Below are 16491 nucleotides of genomic sequence, written 5' to 3' on the forward strand. Positions count from 1 at the left end.
CACGCCCACGCCCACACCCCCGGCCTGCCCCAAAACCCGACCGCCCCTCCCCTGACCCGTCCGGCGGACCGAGAGCCGAGTCCACGGGCCGCGCCGCCCACCCCGCGCGATGATCTACGGATACGTACAACCATGTACGGGCTTCGCATGTCTGTTCCGTTAATCGGTATCCCGGCATGCGATGCCGCTCCGCCCCCGGGCGGAAGACGGGTGGGAGGACGCGGACGTGACGACCGACAGCTCTGAGCCTGCGCCGAGACGCAGGCGCCGCTGGCCGCGCGTCCTCGCGCTGGGCGTGGCCTTGCTGGTGCTGTCGGTCGCCGGGGTGGGGTGGTGGTTCTACGAGCGCCTCGACGGCAATATCCGCACCGACACCCGGACCGCGAACGAGCTGAAGAAGTACGAGGCCGAGCGGCCGGTGTCGGTGGTGCGGGACGCGCAGAACATCCTGCTGATCGGCTCCGACAACCGGGGCGGCAAGGGCAACGGCAAATACGGCAAGGACACCGGCACCCAGCGCTCGGACACCACGATCCTGCTGCATCTGCAGGCCGGCGGGAAGAGCGCCACCGCCGTCTCCATCCCGCGCGATCTGATGGTGGACATCCCGGCCTGCGAAGGGCCGGACGGAAAGCACACCCAGGCCCGGTTCGCCCAGTTCAACTGGGCGTTCGAATCCGGTGGCGCGGCCTGTTCGATCCGCACCGTCGAGAAGCTGACCGGGATCCGCGTCGACCATCACATGATCGTGGACTTCAGTGGCTTCAAGCGGCTGGTGAACGCGGTGGGCGGGGTGGAGATGTGCCTGAAGGAGCCCGTGGACGACGCCGAGGCGCATCTGAAGCTGCCCGCGGGCCGTCAGGTCCTCCACGGCGAGCAGGCCCTGGGCTATGTGCGCGCCCGGTACAGCATCGGCGACGGCAGCGACACGGAGCGCATCGGACGGCAACAGGAGTTCATGAGCTCGCTTGTGAAGAAAGTGCAGAGCAATGGTGTGCTGCTCAATCCCGCGAAGCTGTATCCGGTGCTCAACGCGGCGACGTCCTCGCTGACCACGGATCCGGGCCTGGATTCGCTCAAAGATCTGTACGCTCTGGTGCGCGGCGTGCGGGACATCCCCCGGGACAAGATCCGCTTCCTGACGATTCCGCGGCAGCCCTACACCTACAACAAGAACCGCGATGAGCTCGTCCAACCCGATGCCGACCGGCTGTTCCGGCAGTTGCGGCTGGATCGGCCGGTGCCGGTGTCCCATGCGGTCACGGCTTCGACGGGCGGCGGGCCCAAGGCCGCCGACCTCACCGGGTACCAGGGAACGACGGCGGCGCGCGGCATCTGCGAGTAAAAGGATCATAAGGGCGGCCCATGAATCGTGAAGGATTCAGATAAGGATTGGGCAGATTGCCCAGTTGTAGGGAAGTGGAATTTGTCACCGGCGTCGCTTGACGCGGATCTGGACGGATAGTGTGAGCGATCCGGTGCGCTCTACGAGGTGGCCGCGCACTGCGTAAGGACGGATGGAGCGCCTTGAGGGGGAGGCGCCGCGTGGCACCGACGGAGGACATAGGCGACCGTGGACGCGCAAGGCCCTGGCGGGGCGGGTGACTTTGACCCAGCCGATCAGTGGGTGTTCGACCCGAATACGGGGAACTACGAGCTGCGGCTGAATGCCGCCGAGACATCGGCGGACGACACCACGGAGCTGCGACGGGTCTCCAGATCATCGAGCGGTGACAACGCCGTCGGCTCCGAGCCCAGAGGGCGCCGCCGCGCGGCCAAACAGGAGGCGGCGAAGGCGACGGGCCCGGTCAGCCGTCGCAAGCCGAAGCCGAAGAAGTCGAAGACGAAGAAGGCGCTCTACTGGGGCAGCGGCACTCTGGCCTTCCTGCTGGTGGGCGGTTCGGCCGCGGCGTACTTCGTCTATCAGCACCTGAACAACAACATCAGCAAGGTCGACGTCGGCGAGAACAACGCCGCGGTCTCCGACGGCCCGATGAACATCCTGCTGATCGGCACCGACCGCCGGGACGGCAAGGGGAACGAGGGCTACGGCGACGCGGGTAGCGTCGGCCACGCCGACACCACCCTGCTGTTCCACGTCTCCGAGGACCGGTCGAACGCGACGGTGCTGAGCTTCCCGCGCGACATGATCACCGACATCCCCGACTGCACCGTGAAGGAAGACGGCGAGGAGAAGACGATCCCGGGTGAGGAGGAGGTGCGGTTCAACACCAGTCTGGGGCAGGAGGGCCGCAACCCCGGCTGCACCTGGCAGACGGTGGAGAAGCTCACCGGGCTGCAGGTCGACCACTTCATGATGGCCGACTTCAACGCGGTCAAGAGCATGTCCACGGCGGTCGGCGGGGTGGACATCTGCCTCGGCAAGGACATCAACGACCCCAAGTCGCACCTGAACCTGAAGAAGGGGCGGCACACGGTCCAGGGCGAGCAGGCCCTGGCGTTCGTCCGGACCCGGCACGCCGTCGGCTTCGGCGGCGACCTGGACCGGATCAAGCTCCAGCAGCAGTTCCTGAGCTCGCTGATGCGCAAGATGAAGGCCAGCGGGACGCTCTCCAACCCGGGCAAGATGTGGGACCTGGCCCAGACGGCCACCAAGGCGCTCACCGTGGACACCGGGATCGGCACCGTCTCCAAGCTGGCCTCGCTGGGGAAGAACCTGAGCAAGGTCGATCTCAAGAACGTCACCTTCGCGACCGTTCCGGTCGTCGACAACACCGACGGTGCGACCGTGCTGCTCGACAAGACCAAGGCCGAGCCGCTCTTCTCCATGGTCCGGCAGGACATCTCGCTGACCGAGGTCAAGAAGAAGGAGAAGGCGGCCAAGGACGAGCAGGCGGCGCGGCTCAAGGGGCCGAAGGCCGATCCCGCCGACGTCCGAGTCAAGGTGCTCAACGGCAGCGGGCAGTTCGGCGCCGCCCAGGAGACCGTCGACTGGATGCAGAACACCGAGGGGATGTCCCGCACCAGCAACGGCGGAAACGCTCCGTCAGAACTGAAGAAGACGACGCTGGAGTACGCTCCCAACCAGGCCGACCAGGCGCGTCGGCTGGCCGACAGCATGGGGCTGCCCGCCTCCGCCATGAAGGAAGGCACGAAGGACGCCGAGCCGATGGCGGAGATGACCCTGACGCTGGGCGCGGACTTCAAGGGCGCCGGCACACCGATCTCCGCCCCGTCGAAGGCGCCGAAGGACATTCAGAGGGTCGAGGCCGACGACAAGGACGTCTGCGCCAAGTGACCGTCGCCGGCCAGCGGATCCACCCTCGTCCATCGGGCCGGACGACAGAGAGACTGCGGGGAGGGCCCGATGCGGGAGAGCAGTGTGCGGGGGGAGAGAGGGCGGCGGGCCACCGTTCCCGAACCACGTGAGCACGGTGAGGATGACAGCCCGCCGAAAGGGGAGGGCCCCGCGTCGCACGGCGCGGGGCGCCGGCCGGGTGGTCAGGGGCGGCCGAAGCGGAGCCGCGGGGTACGGATCCTCCGCTGGACCGCCCTGACGCTGGCCGTGCTGGTGCTCGGCGCGGCCGGCGCCGGATACTTCTACTACGAACACCTGAACGGCAATCTGAAGAAGGAGGATCTGGACCTCGGCGACAGCAAGATCGGCAAGCCCGAGCCCAACGCCGCCGGACAGACCCCCCTCAACATCCTGCTCATCGGCTCCGACAGCCGGAACACCGCGGAGAACGTCAAGCTGGGCGGCGCCAAGCAGGACGCGGACCGCAAGCCGCTGGGCGATGTGCAGATGCTGGTGCACGTCTCGGCCGACCGCGGCAACATGTCGGTGGTCAGCATCCCGCGCGACACCCGGGTGACCATCCCCCAGTGCACCGATCCGCACGACGGCACGGTGTATCCGAAGACCGAGGGAGCCATCAACCAGTCGCTCCAGCACGGCGGTCCGGGCTGCACGGTCGCCACCTGGAAGGAGCTCACCGGCGTCTACATCGATCACTTCATGATGATCGACTTCTCCGGGGTGGTCTCCATGGCGGACGCCATCGGCGGCGTCCCGGTGTGCGTGGACAACAACGTCTACTCCCATGACAGCAAGGGCCATGGCTCCGGGCTGAAGCTGACCAAGGGCACCCACAACGTCAAGGGCGTCCAGGCCCTCCAGTGGCTGCGCACCCGCTACGGCTTCGAGGACAACAGCGACATCGGCCGGGCCAAGGCCCAGCACATGTATATGACGTCGATGATCCGCCAGCTGAAGTCGGGCACCAAGCTCAGCGACCCGGGCAAGCTGATGGACCTCGCGGAGGCCGCCACCGACGCGCTGACCGTCGACCACGGCCTCGGCACCGTCAAGAAGCTCTACGACCTGGGCAATGACCTCAAGCGGGTGCCGACCAAGCGCACCACGATGATCACCATGCCCTGGGAGTACGGCGGCGGCGGGGAGTACGTACTGCCCAAGCCGGGCGACGCCGAGCAGACCTTCTCGCTGCTGCGCAACGACATAAGCCTGGACGGCAAGGACAAGAAGAAGCCCGACGCCACCCCGGCACCCACCGCGCCCAAGGAGCAGATCCCGGTGGTGGTGCAGAACGGCACCGCCAGCACCGTCCTGGGGCCGGTCTCCGGCCGGGCCGCGGTCATCACCTCCGAACTGGCGCGGCTGGGCTACGCCAAGGCCACCGCGAACACGGTGCTCATCTCGCAGGCCGACACCACCATCCTCTACCCGGACGAGCCCCGGCAGGGCGACGCCCTGGCCGTGGCCAAGGCGCTGAAGCTGCCGAAGTCCGCGGTGAAGTCGTCGAAGTCGGTGCAGGAGGTCACCCTGGTGGTCGGCAACGACTGGCGCGAGGGCACCGCCTATCCGAAGGCGGCGGCGGACGACGGCGACAAGACGCCCAAGAGCGCGGACGCGCTCAACGGCGAGGAGAAGGGCTGCATGAAGGTCAACCCGGGCTACACCTTCTGACGCCCCCGAGCCTCGTCAGACGCCCCGTCACGCATGCGGAGGGGCCGGACCCGCACCGGGTCCGGCCCCTTCGGCGTACGAGGCGTCGTTCGCGTACGAGGCGTACGGGCGCGGCTACGGCGCCATGACCGCCGGGCGACGACTGGCGATGACCTTCTTGGCGAGCGCCCGCGGACTGGTCAGAAAGCCCCAGCCCCACGACATGTGCATGGTCGCCAGCGCCACCGGGATCCGCAGCCGGGCCGTCACCGGAAGCCCCTTGCCCGCCGGGAGCGAGCCCGCGACGATCGCGGCCAGATAGCCGCCGGGGATCACGAAGCCCCACGGGGTGACGGCCGCGCCCAGCACGATGCCCGCCGCGATGGCGACGACGGCGGTCGGCGGGGCGAGATAGCGCAGGTTGATCGAGCCCTGGTGGAAGCGGGCCACGACATGGCGCCAGCGGCCGTAGTCCTTGTACTGCTTGGCCAGGGCCCGCACGTTCGGCCGCGGCCGGTAGGAGACCTTCAGCTCGGGCGAGAACCAGATCAGCCCGCCGGCCTCGCGGATCCGGAAGTTCAGCTCCCAGTCCTGGGCGCGGATGAACTCCTCGTTGTAGCCGCCCTGCTGCTCCAGCGCCTCGCGCCGGAAGACGCCCAGATAGACGGTCTCGGCGGGGGCCGCCTCACCGCCGGTGTGGAAGGCCGCGTTGCCCACCCCGATCTTGGAGGTCATGGCGGCGGCGACGGCCTTCTCCCAGTCGTTCTCGCCCTCGGCGTGCATGAGCCCGCCGACGTTCTGCGCGCCGGTCTCCTCCAGGAGCCGTACGGCGGTCGCGATGTAGTCGGGCGAGAGCATGCCGTGGCCGTCGACCCGGACCACCACCGGATGGCGGGACGCCTTGATCGCCGCGTTCAGGGCGGCGGGGGTGCGGCCCGTGGGGTTGGGGACCGTATGCACCCGGGGGTCCTCCGCCACCAGTTCGGCGGCGATCTCGTCGGTGCGGTCCGCGGACGGGCCGAGCGCGATCACCACCTCCATCTCACCGTCGTACTCCTGCTCCAGGATGTGCCGTACGGCATTGCGCAGATGGCGTTCCTCATTGAGCACCGGCATGATCACGGAGACGGCCGGGAGCTGATGCGGGGGCATGGCACCTCGGGGTTCGGGGGCCGGGCCCCAGGAAACTGGGGGCGGGGGCCCCAAAGGACTGCGGTTTCCGGGCCACGTTACCGCGAATGGGGGACGCCGGAACGCGCCGCCCGGGTGGCAGCGCCCCGTACGGGCGGCGTGGGGCCGTCAAGGCGATCGTCGTATGGGCCTACGGTGAGGCGGTTCCGCCCAGCCCCCCGAAGTTCACGGAGGTCCCCGGAGTGAGTGCACCGGTCCGGTCGCCGCGCCCGTCGCGCCCCCGCGCCCGCCGCCCCCGCTGGGGGCTGCGGCTGGCCACGGGCGGCGCCTGTCTGGTGCTGGCGGTCAGCGGCATCGGGCATCTGCTGGTCAGGGAACTCGATTCCGGGATCCACCGGGTGGATGCCTTCGGCGGCCTGGACAACCGGCCGAAGAGCACCGGCGGGGGCGTCAACTTCCTCGTGGTCGGCACGGACGGACGGGAGAAGATCACGCCCCGGGAGAAGGCGCTGTACCGGCTGGGCGGAGCCCCCTGCCGCTGCACCGACACGATCATGCTGATGCATCTGTCGGGCGACCACCGCCGGGTCAGCGCGGTCAGCCTGCCCCGCGACTCGTACGCCAGGATCCCCGCCTACACCGACGCCACCGGCAAGCGCCATCCGAGCCATCCGCGGAAGCTCAACGCCGCGTACGCCGAGGGCGGGCCGAGCCTGACCGTGCGCACCGTGGAGCATCTGACCGGCGTCCATATCGACCACTACCTCGAGGTGGACTTCACCAGCTTCATGAAGACGGTCGATGTGCTCGGCGGGGTGAAGATCTGCACCGCCCGGCCGCTCAAGGACGATCACACCGGTCTTGACCTGCCCGCCGGCACCCATGTGCTGAACGGCGGCCAGGCGCTGCAGTACGTCCGCTCCCGGCATGTGGACGGCACCTCCGACCTGGGCCGGATCCAGCGGCAGCAGCGCTTCATGGCGGCCGTGGTCCACCAGACCACGGCCGGGGGCATCCTGCTCAACCCGGTGCGGTTCAACCGGGTGGCCGGGGCCCTGCTGGGCTCGGTCCGCGCCGACCACGGCTTCGGCGCGGAGGACATGGTCGCCCTGGGGCGGGCGATGAGCGGGGTCTCCCCCGCGTCCTCGGAGTTCGCCTCGGTCCCGGTGGTGCTGCCCGGTGTGGCGGTGAAGGGGGCCGGCTCCACGCTCCGCTGGAACCAGGCCAGGGCCGAGCGGCTCTTCACCACCCTCCGCGAGGACCGGCCGCTCGTCACCCACCACCCGAAGCGGGTCCGGGCCACCCCGGTGGACGTGGACCCGGCCCGGGTCCGGGTGCATGTGCTCAACGGCACCAATACGACGGGGCTCGCCCGCCGCGCGGACCGCGCGCTGCACGCCACCGGCTTCGCCACCACCGGCTCCCCCGCCGACGCCGCGACCCCCGACGTCCGGCACACGGTGATCACGTACGACCCCGTCTGGGACCGCTCGGTGCGCTCACTGGCGGCCGCGCTGCCCGGGGCCCGGCTGAAGCCGGTGGCCGGGCAGGGCGCGGTGATGCAGATCACGATCGGCGCGGACTACGAGGGCGTACGGCCGGTCCGGGTCGAGGCGCCGAAGACCGACACCGCCGGGTTCGGGGCCGTCACCGGCGACGAGGTCGTCTGCCCCGAGGGCGGCGCCGCCCGCTCCCTCTGACCCCTTCGGGTCACGGCCGGTCGGCGCTGACCCGGGGGTCACGGCCGGTCGGCGCCCTCGGTGGCGTCGTCGGCGCGCCCGGCGGTGCGCCGGGCGCGGAGTTCCTTGATCGCGCGGCGACGGGCCAGCCGGTGGGTCCGGCGGATCTCGGCCTCCTGTTGACCTTCGCCTCTCCGTCGTGAAGAGGGAGAGACTCCGTCCGTCCTCGGCTCATGTGGTGAGCCGAGGACCCCGGTGTTTCCTGGTTCCTCCCTCTCCTTTCGGTGAGGGGTTGTGCGCGGGCCTCACGATTTCCGACCGTGTGGGACTTACAGCGCTTCGCAGGCTTTTACCGACGCCGTTACCGGCGGCGGGCCCCAGGCCCTGGGGTGGGTGGTGCGGTCACTGGGACGCCACGGATGCGGCGGCCCTCGGTTCGGATGTTGGTCCCGGCACACCAGTCTCTGTCGAGGACGGTGGCGCACTTGGGACATGTCCACTGACGCACGTGCAAGAGTTTGGGGCCGTCCCGGTGTCCACAGCGGCAGCACATCTGGCTGGAAGGGAAGTCTCGGGCGATCTTGGTGAATGTGCGTCCGTACCGGGTCATCTTGTATGCAAGCATGCTGAGGAAAGATGCCCAGCCGGCGTCATGGACGGACTTGGCGTGTATGCCACGAGCGAGGGCTCGCACCGACAAGGACTCCGCGGAGGCTGCTTGGTTCTCACGGGCCAGCTTCGAAGACCATCTGTGGTGGAAGTCCCGTCGCGCATCCGCCACCCTGACGTGGGCTCGGGCGACCTTCCGGCGCTGCTTATCCCGGTTCTTCGATCCCTTCTGTTTACGCGACAGGCGGGACTGTTCCCGCTTAAGTTTCTTCTCGGCCCGCTTCAAGAAGCGCGGGTGCTGGATGTGTGTGCCGTCGGACAGGACAGCGAACCTGGTTAGACCCAGGTCGATGCCCACGTCCCGGTCGTCGTCCAGGGGAGGCAAAGCATCGTCCTCGGGCTTGGTCTCCACGACGAACGACACGAACCATCTGTCGGCAGAATCCTTGATCAGCGTCACTGAGCTGGGGCTGGAAGGCAGGTCACGGGACCAGCGAACCTCGACATCCCCGATCTTGGGCAAGCGTAGGTGGCCGTCATCGAGGATCTTGAACCGACTGTTGGCGGTGAACCGGGCCGACTGCCGGGTGTCCTTCTTGGATTTGAATGTGGGCGGCCGCACAAACGGGCCGGGCCGCTTACCCTGCTTGGAGTCCTCGTGCGCGGCCCATGCCTTGTCCAGGTCCCGCAGCGCCTGCTGCATCACCGGGGCCGGGCAGTTGTCGAGCCATGTCCGCTCAGGTGTCTTCTTCCCCTCGGTGATCAGAGACTTCCCGAGCTGCTGGTTCCTCGGAATGGCCTGGTAGGGGCCTTCCCGAAGGCGTGACGCGGGGTTGCCGAGCAGCTTGTTCGATTCCTTGACGCGCTTCTGCACCGCCAGGGCGTCGTTCCACACCGTCCGCACACAGCCGAACACCCGGCGAGCACACAGACACTGCCCAGGCGTCAGGTAGACGCGGAACGAGTAACGAAGCCGCATAGCAAATACCATACTCACAATTGGTTCATGTCCGGTCTAATCGATCAGAACTGACAGACACTGCGCATTCACTGCACACCCACGTGGCTTTCACGACGAAGCATCAGCACAAAGTGTTCGGCGATCACCACACGCAGCGCTGCGAGGAGATCGCGCGGGCCGTCCGCACCGCCCCCGCCCGGCCTCGCGCCGGAGCGGGGGCGCCTTTGTCGTTCCTGTTGCCCTTCCTGCTCGGTAGCGCTCCACACCCGCCCCGCACCATGGGTACCGTTCTGAGGTATACGCCCGACGGATGGAGCACGGATGCCTCGCCGCCCGTTTGAACCCCGCCGGCGCCACACCGCAAAGGGGGCGCACTGATGTTGGAAGAAGCCGAGGAGATCGGCCGCCGCGCACGTCGCGCACGGCTCCGTCTCGGGATGCCCCAGGCCGACCTCGCCGCCGCCCTGGGGAAGTCTCAGGGGTGGGTATCGAAGATGGAACGCGGCCTCATCGAACTTGACCGGGTCGGCCTGCTCAATCTGCTCGCCGCCGAGCTGCATGTACACCCGAACGACCTGATCGGCCGTCCGTACAACAGCTCACCCGACGAAAATCAATGGCAGATCGCCGCGTCATCAGTCCTGCGCGAGCTGCGCCGATACGACCTCACCCCCATCTTCGACGGCACCCCGCGGCCGGCCAGTCAGCTCTGGCAGGAGACCACCCGACTGCAGCGCCTACGCGACGCAGCGGCGAACGTCGCGATCATGCAGGTGCTTCCCGACCTGTTCCGGGAAGCGCGCGCCCTCGCCGAGGTATCCACTGGTCATGAGCGCGAGGAAGCGTTCGCGATCTACGCCGTGTGCTGCAAGTTCGCGCACACCGCCGCACACGCCCTCGGCCACCCCGAATTGGTCGCCATGGCCTGTGAACGAGCCGCATGGTCAGCGCGGCTGTCTGGTGACTCCGTCATGCCAGCCGTCGCCGACTGGATGCGGGTATGGGACATGTGGGCAACCGCAGATTGGGCGGACGCCGCCGCCCTCTCGGACAAGGCGCTTCGAAGCGTGCAGCAGGGATACGACCAGGGCGAACCGCTGGCCATTCGCGCATGGGGATCGCTGCAACTGCGCGCGGCGGTTACGGCAGCACGGGGCGGACTCCGAGCGGAGGCCGAAGACCGCATCGCGCACGCCAGGGACGCCGCAGATCGGTTGGGCGAATGCTCCGGTCCGCCGGTGTACGACCGGCATTCGCTCACGTTCTCGCCGGGCAACGTCCAGATCCACGCCATCAGCGTTGCGCTTGAGATGCGCGAGCAGCGAAGGGCTCTGGCCATAAACCGCAAGACCAGTTCGGAACTTGTCGCCGGACTCCCCAACTCCCGCCAGGGACATCACCACATGGATCTTGCCCGCGCGTGGCTTTGGGATGGAAACCGGGACAAGGCGTTGAAGGAACTGGAGAAGGCCGAACACATCGCGCCCCAGCTCATCCGCAACCACCCCATTGCACGGTCAACCCTGCGTAGCCTCGTCTACGCCGAACGAGCGACCACCCGCGAGAAGCTGCGCCGCATGTCAGACCGCTTTCACCTCGATGGATGAGGGTGATATTCCTGCGGTTCATATTCGGCCGCCGCCCTCCTCTTAGCTTCGGGGCATGGCCGAACAGACTCCGAAGCAACTTCCCGCTCAGAGCGCCGAGTTAAGCGCAGGCGCCCCGTTTCGCCCCCGGCTCGGCGACCTCGCCTCAGACCTTGCGGAGAGAGGGCGGATCGGCGTCGTCGTCGCCGTGCCAAGCGCAAGCTCTGCGTCCTACCACCTGCGCCCGCCGGGAGGTGGCCGGGAATGGTCGGCCCCGTCCAGCGGTAACACCTTGCGCCCCGTGCCCGTGCCGGTCACCCACGTCAGTCCCCTGAAACGGGATGTCATCTACGACCACCGGGCGCAGCAGACCGCCCTACCGGTCATGGTCCACCACGAAGACGGCGGCATGTCCGAGTCGGTCCTGATTCTGGAGCCCGCGCAGGTCGAGCTGTATCAAATCCAGCTTGATCACATCATCGAGCAGCGGCACCAGGCCCGAGGGGGTAAGCCGTGAGCGCGGCTGTGCTGACGCTCGCTCCGCCTGGCTCGGCACACACTTCCGCGCGGCTCCCCCTCGCCTTCCACTGTTCCGCGACCGCCCACGACCTCAGCGGCACCCGCGATGTCATACTCGCCACCTACCGAGCGCCCACGCCGCGACTGGCCGCCCGATGGATGCAAGCCGAAGCGCTGCGCCTCGCCCGCCTGTTCGACCCCCACCCTGGCGAGCCCTACCTCGGAAGGGCTGCCGTCGTCCCCACCGGGCCTACGTGTCCCCGCCCTCACACCTACCTGTACGCATGGGCTCAGGAACCCGGCCAGTACGAGCAGGCCCTGCTGACACTCGCAGCCGCCGAGCCGTACCGCATCAGCGTTACCGACTATGACGCCCGGTACAGCCTGCTCGCCGCTCCCCTGCTGATGCCGCCCAAGCCCCCACAGTCCCCCGCCCCCGCCGGGTGCCAACCCTCCCCGGCGAGGGCGGGCCGGCGCCGCCGGAAACCGGCGAGGCACGCCGCCCGTTGACCGCCGCCCCCGCGTTTTTACCGGTTCCCCCGCGGCGCGGGGGCGGTGCACCACCCCAGGCGACCGCAGGGTCAGGGTCGCACCCGTCTACTCATGGAGGCACTCACGTGAGCACAGCTACCGTGATCGGTATCCAATCCGTTGAGCTGGAGATCACCGGGACCTGCCAACTCCGGTGTACCCACTGCTGCACCGACAGCAGCCCGCAGGCGCCCTCCGGGCACATGACCCGCGACGACTGGTCGCACGTCATCGCGGACGTGGCCGAGCTGGGCATTCCCCTGGTCCAGTTCATCGGCGGCGAGCCGACCCTCTCGCCGCACCTGCCAAAGTTCATCGACGAGGCGCTCGACGTCGGCCTCGGCGTCGAGGTGTATTCGAACCTCACCCACGTACGGCCGTCTCTCTGGGACTCGTTCAGTCGTAAGGGCGTCTGCCTCGCCACGTCCTACTACAGCGACGACCGGGCCCAGCACGAGGAGATCACCCGCACGCGCGGAAGCCTCGACCGCACCAGGGCGAACATCGTCGAAGCGGTCCGCCTCGGTATCGCCATGCGGGCCGGCATCGTCGAAGTGATCGAGGGGCAGCGCGTCGAGCAGGCCAAAGCGGAGCTGCACCGGCTCGGCATCAAGGAAATCCAGGTCGACCGTATGCGCAAGGTCGGACGTGCGGCCGAGCAGGACACGAGCATGCCGACCGCCGCCGAGCTGTGCGGGCACTGCTTCCGGCACCGCGTGTCCGTCTCCCCCGACGGGGCTGTGTCCGGCTGCATCCTCAGCCGCTTCATGGTCGCCGGCAACGTCCGCGAACAGCGTCTCGCCGAGATCCTGCACAGCGACCGATGGGGCGAGATGATTGCGGCCGTGCCCGAGCCGCGCGCCGATGCCTGTACCCCGGCCGATTCGAACGACTGCGACCCCGCCCGTACGCCCGCCTGCAACCCGAAGCACTTCGCACCCGCCCCGCCCCCCTCTCTTGGAGTTCACGCGTGAACTGGTCCACCCGCGCCGTCGCTCTGGCCGGCGCCGCAACACACCGGCACTCCCGATGGGCGCCGACCGTCGCCGCCACGCCACGGCACCTGTTCGTCCCCCGATGGTGGGAGCGCGGTTCGGACGGCTGGGAGCTGCACGACGGACCCTCAGACCCGGACCGCTGGCTTGACGCGGCGTACCGCGACACCTCGCTCGTGACCCGTATCGGCCCCTTACACGCCGACCACGCCACGGCGGCCGACCGGCCGCATGGCCGGCCGACGTCCTCGGCCACCCTGCCGAGCCTGGTCGTAGGCATGTTCCAGCATGCCCACATCGACGATGGCGACCGGCTGCTCGACGTGGGCACGGGAAGCGGGTACGGGGCCGCCCTCGCTGCCCGCCGGCTGAGCGACGAGCAGGTGACGAGCGTCGACGTCGACCCCTACCTGACCGAGGCCGCCCGCAAGCGGGCGAGCGAGGCTGGGGTCGCTCCCACGATCGACACAATCGACGCGACCGGGGACCTGCCGTACGAGCCCGCGAGCTTCGATCGGATCGTCGCCACCGTGTCCGTACGCACCATCCCCGAAGGCTGGCTGCGGGTGCTCCGCCCCGGCGGTCGGCTGGTGACCACGATCGCCGGTACCTCCCTCCTCGTCACGGCCGAGAAGGACGAGGACGGGGGCGCGACCGGGCGCGTCGAGTGGGACCGGGCAGGGTTCATGCACGCGCGCCACGGTGACGACTACCCGCCCGGGGTGGCCGTTCGCCTCGCCAAGGCCGCGGAGCTGGACGGAGACGACGTCACCCGCGGTCCATACCCCGTCGTCGACGTGGCGAACGCGTGGGACCTCGCGTCCATGCTCGACGTCGAGGCACCCGGTATCGAGCACGAGTACCGGGAGGACGGCGAGCAGCGTGTCGCGCTCATGGCACACGCCGACGGATCGTGGGCCCGGGCGACGGCGACCGGGAACGAGCGGCCCACCGTGCACCAGGGCGGCCCCCGCCGACTGTGGGACGCGCTCGACAAGGTCCGCGACTACTGGCTGAGTCACGGCGAGCTACCGGTGCGAGGGGCCCGGGTGGACATCATGCCCGACGGCCGTACCTTCCTCGGCCGCGGCAAGTGGCAAGCCGAGCTGAGCTGACCTGAGCGCGCCACCACACGCCCCCGTCGGGATCTCCCGGCGGGGGTGTCCGCGTCTTATTCGCTCGGACGCTGCTCGCGCAGCTCTCGAATGGCGCGGCGCCGGGCAAGCCGGTGCGTACGCCTGATCTGCGCCTCTTCAAAGCGCCGCTTGTCGCGCTCCGTCTCCGGAAGCACAGGAGGGACCGCGCGCGGCTTGCCATCGGCGTCAACCGCGGCGAACACCAGGTAAGCCGATCCGACCTGCTGCGCCGGCGTTGACTCGTTCCAGCGCTCGGCCTCTACTCGTACGCCGATCTCCATGGACGTACGGCCAGTCCAATTGCACTGTGCGTGAACATGCACAAGATCGCCCACACGGACGGGCAGGAGAAACGCCATCTCATCCATGGACGCCGTTACGGCCGGGCCGCCCGAGTGCCGACCCGCGACTGCTCCGGCCGCGTCGTCCACCAACTTCATGATCACGCCACCATGGACGGTACCGAGCAGGTTGGTGTCGGCGGCCGTCATGATGTGGGACAGCGTCGTACGCGACGCCGATGTCGGCTTGCCGGGAAGGTCCTCCCCTGCCGACGTAGGGCCCTGATCAGTCATGCCACCACCATAAGCGGACGGCCCCGACGCCTTGCTGTGACGGCTTCGGGGCCGCCCGTAGCTGCTCGCCGCGTTCCCGCTGGTCAGCGGGTTTATGTCTTAGGGGACTGACCGTGGACGAGGTCGCCGACTCTGACCGGTTCGAGGAAGGCCATCTCGTCCATCGACGCGGTGACCGCGGGCCCCTCGGAGTGGCGTCCGGCGACCGCTCCCGCGGCGTCGTCCACCAACTTCATGATCACGCCACCGTGGACGGTCCCGAGGAGATTGGTGTCACTGCCGGTCATGATGTGTGACAGCGTGGTGCGAGAGGCGGAGGTGGGCTTTCCCGGAAGCTCCGGTTCCGCACCCTGGGCCTGTTTGGTCATGTCGTCCACCTTATGCGGACCAGATTCTTATCAGGTCTGCAACAGCCCTGCCGCGATCCGGCACCCGCCCTGTAATGCGACCCACCCGACCAGGCACACTGCATTGCATGAGCGAATGGCCCCAGGGATGGTCCGGCGACGGTAGCGGCCGGTACGGACGTGGTAGCGGCAGCGCCGAGCCGGAAGGGGCTCGTGCCATGCCACAGGTGAGGCGCGGCGCGCCCGGTGCGGGCGGTCCGCCGCCTTACGACGAGCCACCGCTGCCGCCCGGCCTCTCGCCCCACGGCACCGTTCCGCGGCAGCAGGCGTCCCAGGGCTATGACGACTACGACGACGGTTACAACACCGGTCAGGTCTACGGCCGCGGCGACGGCGGACCGGGCGGCGGCGGCCCCCACGGCCCCGGTGGCCCCGGTGGCCCCGGTCCGCGTCCGGTGAGGCCGAAGAACTGGAAGCGCCGGATAACCATCGGCCTGGTCACCCTGGTCGTCCTGCTGCTCGCCGTCGGCCTCGGCACCTACATCTGGGCCGACTCCAAGCTCCGCAACGAGGTGGACCTGAGCAAGGTCGAGGACCGGCCGGGCGGCGGCAAGGGCACCAACTACCTCATCGTGGGTTCGGACAGCCGCGAGGGCATGTCCGACGAGGACAAGAAGAAGCTGCACACGGGCTCGGCCGACGGCCGCCGCACCGACTCCATGATCCTTCTCCATGTCGGTGAGAACGGCAACACCATGGTCAGCCTCCCGCGTGACTCCTGGGTCACCATCCCGGCCTTCACCGGCTCGGAGAGCGGCCGGCGGATCCCGCAGAGCCAGAACAAGCTGAACGCCTCGTACTCGTCCGAGGGCCCCGCACTGCTCGTCCGCACGATCGAGTACAACACCGGTCTGAAGATCGACCACTACGCGGAGATCGGCTTCGACGGCTTCGCCAACCTGGTGGACGGCGTCGGCGGCGTCGATATCGACGTCCCGCAGGACATGAAGGACAAGAAGTCCGGCAATGACCTGAAGAAGGGCAAGCAGACGCTGAACGGCCAGCAGGCGCTCGCCTTCGTCCGGCAGCGCTACGGCCTCGCGGGCGGCGACCTGGACCGCACCAAGAACCAGCAGAAGTTCCTGTCCGCGCTGGCCAACAAGGCGGCCTCGCCGAGCACGATCATGAACCCGTTCAAGCTCTACCCGACGATGGGCGCCGGCCTGGACAACCTGGTCGTCGACAAGGACATGAGCCTGTGGGACGTGAAGGACATGTTCTTCGCGATGAAGAGCGTCTCCGGCGGCGAGGGCAAGCAGATGAACATGCCGATCTCCAACCCCGGCCTGGCCACCTCCAAGGGCAGCGCGGTGCAGTGGGACATGGCCAAGGTCAAGCAGCTGATGGGCGAGCTGAAGAACGACGACAAGGTCACCGTCTCCAGCAACTGATCCGGACCACCACAAAAGACCGCTGCCGGGCCCTCGGGCCC

General features: G+C 68.6%; 13 protein-coding genes and 1 pseudogene. 10 read left to right on the plus strand and 4 right to left on the minus strand.

Features of this window, described 5'->3' with window-relative positions:
• Nucleotides 1-226: 226 nt before the first annotated feature.
• The 3 genes from ACFXB5_RS31065 (at nt 227) to ACFXB5_RS31075 (ending at nt 4951) form a co-directional block, all read left to right on the plus strand.
• The gene (locus ACFXB5_RS31065) at nt 227-1345 is read left to right on the plus strand and encodes an LCP family protein (protein ID WP_385213921.1); all 1119 of its coding nucleotides are present in this window, start codon (nt 227-229) and stop codon (nt 1343-1345) included.
• A 228-nt stretch (nt 1346-1573) separates the two neighbouring features.
• Nucleotides 1574-3259, plus strand: coding sequence for an LCP family protein (locus ACFXB5_RS31070; protein ID WP_385213924.1), 1686 nt, complete (start codon nt 1574-1576; stop codon nt 3257-3259).
• Between the two features lie 69 nt (nt 3260-3328).
• Nucleotides 3329-4951 carry an LCP family protein gene (locus tag ACFXB5_RS31075; RefSeq protein WP_385213926.1) on the plus strand — a complete coding sequence of 541 codons (1623 nt, stop codon included), beginning with the start codon at nt 3329-3331 and terminating at the stop codon, nt 4949-4951.
• Nucleotides 4952-5065: 114 nt separating this feature from the next.
• On the opposite strand, the gene ACFXB5_RS31080 is transcribed toward ACFXB5_RS31075, so the two are convergent.
• Nucleotides 5066-6082: a glycosyltransferase family 2 protein gene (locus ACFXB5_RS31080; RefSeq protein ID WP_385213929.1), complete on the minus strand. Its 1017-nt coding sequence runs from the start codon at nt 6080-6082 to the stop codon at nt 5066-5068.
• A gap of 221 nt (nt 6083-6303) precedes the next feature.
• Here ACFXB5_RS31080 and ACFXB5_RS31085 point away from each other — a divergent pair, with 221 nt between their 5' ends.
• Nucleotides 6304-7761: an LCP family protein gene (locus tag ACFXB5_RS31085; RefSeq protein WP_385213932.1), complete on the plus strand. Its 1458-nt coding sequence runs from the start codon at nt 6304-6306 to the stop codon at nt 7759-7761.
• Nucleotides 7762-8101: 340 nt separating this feature from the next.
• Here ACFXB5_RS31085 and ACFXB5_RS31090 read toward each other — a convergent pair whose 3' ends face one another.
• Complete coding sequence (locus ACFXB5_RS31090) at nt 8102-9328, minus strand: RNA-guided endonuclease InsQ/TnpB family protein (RefSeq protein WP_385213935.1); 1227 nt, start codon at nt 9326-9328, stop codon at nt 8102-8104.
• A gap of 359 nt (nt 9329-9687) precedes the next feature.
• Here ACFXB5_RS31090 and ACFXB5_RS31095 point away from each other — a divergent pair, with 359 nt between their 5' ends.
• The 5 genes from ACFXB5_RS31095 (at nt 9688) to ACFXB5_RS31115 (ending at nt 14056) form a co-directional block, all read left to right on the plus strand.
• On the plus strand, nt 9688-10917 hold the full coding sequence (locus tag ACFXB5_RS31095; RefSeq protein ID WP_385213937.1) for a helix-turn-helix domain-containing protein: 1230 nt from the start codon (nt 9688-9690) through the stop codon (nt 10915-10917).
• Nucleotides 10918-10972: 55 nt separating this feature from the next.
• The gene (locus tag ACFXB5_RS31100; RefSeq protein ID WP_385213939.1) at nt 10973-11413 is read left to right on the plus strand and encodes a hypothetical protein; all 441 of its coding nucleotides are present in this window, start codon (nt 10973-10975) and stop codon (nt 11411-11413) included.
• Entirely contained in the window at nt 11410-11925 is a 516-nt protein-coding gene (locus tag ACFXB5_RS31105; protein WP_385213942.1) for a hypothetical protein, read from the plus strand. The genes ACFXB5_RS31100 and ACFXB5_RS31105 overlap by 4 nt, the downstream gene beginning before the upstream one ends.
• Before the next feature lie 107 nt (nt 11926-12032).
• Nucleotides 12033-12920 carry a radical SAM protein gene (locus ACFXB5_RS31110; RefSeq protein ID WP_385213945.1) on the plus strand — a complete coding sequence of 296 codons (888 nt, stop codon included), beginning with the start codon at nt 12033-12035 and terminating at the stop codon, nt 12918-12920.
• Nucleotides 12917-14056, plus strand: coding sequence for a methyltransferase domain-containing protein (locus ACFXB5_RS31115; RefSeq protein WP_385213948.1), 1140 nt, complete (start codon nt 12917-12919; stop codon nt 14054-14056). The genes ACFXB5_RS31110 and ACFXB5_RS31115 overlap by 4 nt, the downstream gene beginning before the upstream one ends.
• A 56-nt stretch (nt 14057-14112) precedes the next feature.
• On the opposite strand, the gene ACFXB5_RS31120 is transcribed toward ACFXB5_RS31115, so the two are convergent.
• A complete protein-coding gene (locus ACFXB5_RS31120) occupies nt 14113-14652 on the minus strand; it encodes an acyl-CoA thioesterase (protein ID WP_385213950.1) in 540 nt (179 codons plus the stop codon).
• Nucleotides 14653-14765: 113 nt separating this feature from the next.
• A pseudogene (locus ACFXB5_RS31125) lies at nt 14766-15020 on the minus strand (acyl-CoA thioesterase); the annotation flags it as partial.
• A 107-nt stretch (nt 15021-15127) separates the two neighbouring features.
• Here ACFXB5_RS31125 and ACFXB5_RS31130 point away from each other — a divergent pair.
• On the plus strand, nt 15128-16450 hold the full coding sequence (locus tag ACFXB5_RS31130) for an LCP family protein (RefSeq protein WP_385213953.1): 1323 nt from the start codon (nt 15128-15130) through the stop codon (nt 16448-16450).
• Nucleotides 16451-16491: the final 41 nt, after the last annotated feature.

It is taken from the genome of Streptomyces sp. NPDC059455, from assembly GCF_042750115.1.
GTDB lineage: Bacteria > Actinomycetota > Actinomycetes > Streptomycetales > Streptomycetaceae > Streptomyces > Streptomyces endocoffeicus.

What these genes read in the sequence shown, in the direction of transcription:
- ACFXB5_RS31075 (WP_385213926.1), top strand. Translation starts at nt 3,329, where the DNA reads ATGCGGGAGAGCAGTGTGCGGGGGGAGAGAGGGCGGCGGGCCACCGTT.
- ACFXB5_RS31080 (WP_385213929.1), bottom strand. Translation starts at nt 6,082, where the DNA reads ATGCCCCCGCATCAGCTCCCGGCCGTCTCCGTGATCATGCCGGTGCTC.
- ACFXB5_RS31090 (WP_385213935.1), bottom strand. Translation starts at nt 9,328, where the DNA reads ATGCGGCTTCGTTACTCGTTCCGCGTCTACCTGACGCCTGGGCAGTGT.
- ACFXB5_RS31095 (WP_385213937.1), top strand. Translation starts at nt 9,688, where the DNA reads ATGTTGGAAGAAGCCGAGGAGATCGGCCGCCGCGCACGTCGCGCACGG.
- ACFXB5_RS31100 (WP_385213939.1), top strand. Translation starts at nt 10,973, where the DNA reads ATGGCCGAACAGACTCCGAAGCAACTTCCCGCTCAGAGCGCCGAGTTA.
- ACFXB5_RS31120 (WP_385213950.1), bottom strand. Translation starts at nt 14,652, where the DNA reads ATGACTGATCAGGGCCCTACGTCGGCAGGGGAGGACCTTCCCGGCAAG.
- ACFXB5_RS31130 (WP_385213953.1), top strand. Translation starts at nt 15,128, where the DNA reads ATGAGCGAATGGCCCCAGGGATGGTCCGGCGACGGTAGCGGCCGGTAC.